Below are 3,113 nucleotides of genomic sequence, written 5' to 3' on the forward strand. Positions count from 1 at the left end.
GTCCTGTCGGGTTTCGCCACCACTGATTTGAGCGTCAGATTTCGTGATGCTTGTCAGGGGGGCGGAGCCTATGGAAAAACGGCAACGCCGTGGCCTTGCTTCTTCTTTGCTAAGTATCGCCCTGGCATCCTCTAGGAAATTTCCGCCCAGTTTGTAAGCCCACACCGCTCGCCGCAGCCGAACGACCGAGCGCAGCGAGTCAGTGAGCGAGGAAGCGGAATATCTCCTGTCTCGTATATTCTGCTGACGCGCCGGTGCTGCCTTTTTCCTCCTTCCACATGAAGCACTTCACTGACCTCCGCATCCGTGTCGACATATTAAGCCAGTATACACTCCGCTAGCGCTACGTGACTGGTTCAGGGCTGCGCCCCGACACCCGCTAAAAGCACTGACGCGCCTGCGGCTTGCCCAACCCCGCGCCGTCCGGGAAAGAATTTCCCGATCGACCCGACGTTTCTGTTTACCTGTGATGTTAACGTTTGGATCTTTTTCCCGGGTTTACTTATTTTCTTCTAATGAAGCGTTCACAGCTGACGTTAATAGAGGGGTGCTTTTATGTTTGGTTTTTCACCAGGAGAACTTATGAACCTTTGCCCCGATGAACGTCTGCTCTTTGTGCGGATGATTTCCGCTATGCTTCGCCGTTCGGGCGGTGATGCGGGTGCTTTTATGTTTGAGGCGTATCGCCATATTGTGTCCGATACCAATCAAGCTCGTCGTTCCTACATGCTCGACCTGCTCGAAAGCGTCAGGCATGACTATGTACACGGTGGATATACATAGTTGCCCTGGATACGCTTTTCGTCTAAGTGAGCGTTCTTTTCGTCTCTTTATTCGCCGTCCTGTATACCGAAGCGTGCGCTCAGCTTCTGATAAAGCGCTTCAGCCTGTTCGTGCATTCGCTCACAGTCGGCTGCCTCGTCATCAAGATCGAGCATGTCGAGTTTTTCGAGCAGCAGCAGCGACTGCGCCCGGATAAATTTTGCCATGTTCAGTGCGGCTGATTCCTGTTTTGTCATACGGCTTTTTCCCGGTTTTATGGTGATCGCAGACTGAAATCTTACTTCATTCACTTGAGTGCATAGCCATGCAGGTACGCAGAAATCATCAGGGGCGTTTTTTCTCGATATGGGCACAGAAAGGTGTATGTTTCAGGCCGGAGGCCTCAGAAACGCCCTGAGAGCCTCTGAGGCGGTGCGGGCAACGGATGTTATGTTAAAAGTTACTTTCCCGAGCTTGTGTCGTAGTTTCTTCCTACGTGATTCATCAAGTAGGAACCTGATAGATCGATACACCAGAGATCCTCATCGATCCTTCTTTATTTATTTAATTTATTGTTAAACAAAGACTATTTGTAAACCTATAAACTACACCGATCGATTGGGATCCTTTCAATAGGAAAAAACACTAAACAATTTATATATGTTCTAAACGGCTTCAAACTGATTTAAACGGCTTTAAATTATTGGTGAACCTATGACTAGGTTTTTGTGTAGATAATGTCTTAGGCAGCGTTTGGTGCCGTACAGTGGGGGTTTTACAGGCTGCTCTCGATGCTGCTGTTGTTCTGATGGCTGGTTTTTTAAACACTGTTTACGGGATCCCTCGTTAGAATTACTATCCCTGGCGCTGGCTGTGGTGGCTGGCAATTAAAAAACATAGGCAGGTAGCTGTGGTGGCTATTTGTCGAAGCTTGAGATGGCTTCTTAAGAAGGTGAAACCTTCACAAGAGAACCCGCTAATCGTGAAGAGGCGGGTTTTTTTGTGTCAAAAATCCTCGATTCATCAGCGCATTAATTGCTCTTCAATATGGTGATCGTGTTAGAATAGGCGCAACGGCAGACCTTACCAGTTTGCGAGCCTTACCAGCTCATGCCCCGTTAGCAAATAACCTTAATCTTCTTCACGGACCGCAAGGTCAAGGTGCCAAAATGTGTAATACAATCTCGATCCCTCATCCGGGGGATGTTAGCTATATCTCCTTCACGTGCCGCAAGGTTCCGTCCGCTATCTTTAGTGGCGTGGAGGTGAATCATGACTAAAGTAACTGTCGATTATCCTTCTTCTATCTCCCGCCGTAAGCTTTCAAATCTGTTCAATCACTCCCCGTTTATGTTGTCTCTTGTTCATGACATGTGTGACTCTCAAGCTATTGTTCTTGCTGCCATGTGTGAAGGGAAGTGCGTAACAAGTGCGGGGAACCGGATTGAAGCAGACTACGAAGTAACTAAGCTGGCTGCGGTCATTGATGTTCTGGAAAATAAGTTTTACCTGCCTGTATCACGCGTGAAGATTCCCACCGCGTCGGATACTGGAGGTGGAACTATCCAAGCTAAATATCTCATTACGGAAAATGATATGCAGCTGTTGCTGGAAGATCCGGAATCAGTGGTTTTGACGCGAGAGAGATTGGCTCTTTCTAAGTTAAAAAGTCGAGATGAACGTTGTTTAAAACGTTTGGTGTCCGTTCACGGTTATGATGAAGTTTTTCGATCACTACAGGCGTTAGATGTAGCTAATGATTCTTTTGGTCGAGATTGCGGGTAATGCTTTAAACGGCAATGAATTGACGTTTAAAGCATGGCCGTTTAACGTTTGACGTTAGAAAGAAAAAAGCCACCCGGCAAGGTGGCTTTTTCAAGGTTCAACAAACGGGCAAGTTTTTGAACCGGGTAACTGTCGTAAGGGCGACGAGTCACCAAAACAAGTATCTCCAGTTTAGCCGCAATATGGCTATCACATCAAGACTCATCCCTTTGCCCAGTTACCAATGGCCGCTGCCATTGGCGCTTTGCCGTGTCTATCCGGATTGGATTCAAGTCGAAAGTTACCGGAACAGGCGCAGCGGTCGGACTGAACGGGGGGTTCGTGCATACAGTCCAGCTTGGAGCGAACTGCCTTCCCGGAACCGAGTGTCAGGCGTGGAATGAGAAACCGCGGCCATAACAGCGGAGTGACACCGGTAAACCGAAAGGCAGGAACAGGAGAGCGCACGAGGGAGCCACCAGGGGGAAACGCCTGGTATCTTTAAGTCCTGTCGGGTTTCGCCACCACTGATTTGAGCGTCAGATTTCGTGATGCTTGTCAGGGGGGCGGAGCCTATGGAAAAACGG

The 3,113-nt window shown here is 48.5% G+C and carries 3 protein-coding genes; 2 read left to right on the forward strand and 1 reads right to left on the reverse strand.

Going from position 1 to position 3,113, the window contains the following annotated elements; genetic code table 11:
- Positions 1-555: 555 nt before the first annotated feature.
- Positions 556-783 (forward strand): hypothetical protein, encoded by a 228-nt coding sequence (locus tag ACOTYB_RS24660; RefSeq protein ID WP_206282062.1) that lies wholly within the window; start codon positions 556-558, stop codon positions 781-783.
- 47 nt (positions 784-830) lie between these two features.
- Here ACOTYB_RS24660 and ACOTYB_RS24665 read toward each other — a convergent pair whose 3' ends face one another.
- On the reverse strand, positions 831-1,019 hold the full coding sequence (locus tag ACOTYB_RS24665) for a Rop family plasmid primer RNA-binding protein (RefSeq protein WP_053507524.1): 189 nt from the start codon (positions 1,017-1,019) through the stop codon (positions 831-833).
- A gap of 1,015 nt (positions 1,020-2,034) precedes the next feature.
- On the opposite strand from ACOTYB_RS24665, the gene ACOTYB_RS24670 reads away from it, so the two are divergent.
- Positions 2,035-2,547 carry a hypothetical protein gene (locus ACOTYB_RS24670; RefSeq protein WP_053507525.1) on the forward strand — a complete coding sequence of 171 codons (513 nt, stop codon included), beginning with the start codon at positions 2,035-2,037 and terminating at the stop codon, positions 2,545-2,547.
- The last annotated feature ends 566 nt before the right edge of the window (positions 2,548-3,113 follow it).

The organism is Enterobacter cloacae complex sp. IR5450, assembly GCF_049238665.1.
Classification (GTDB): Bacteria; Pseudomonadota; Gammaproteobacteria; order Enterobacterales; family Enterobacteriaceae; genus Enterobacter; species Enterobacter hormaechei_C.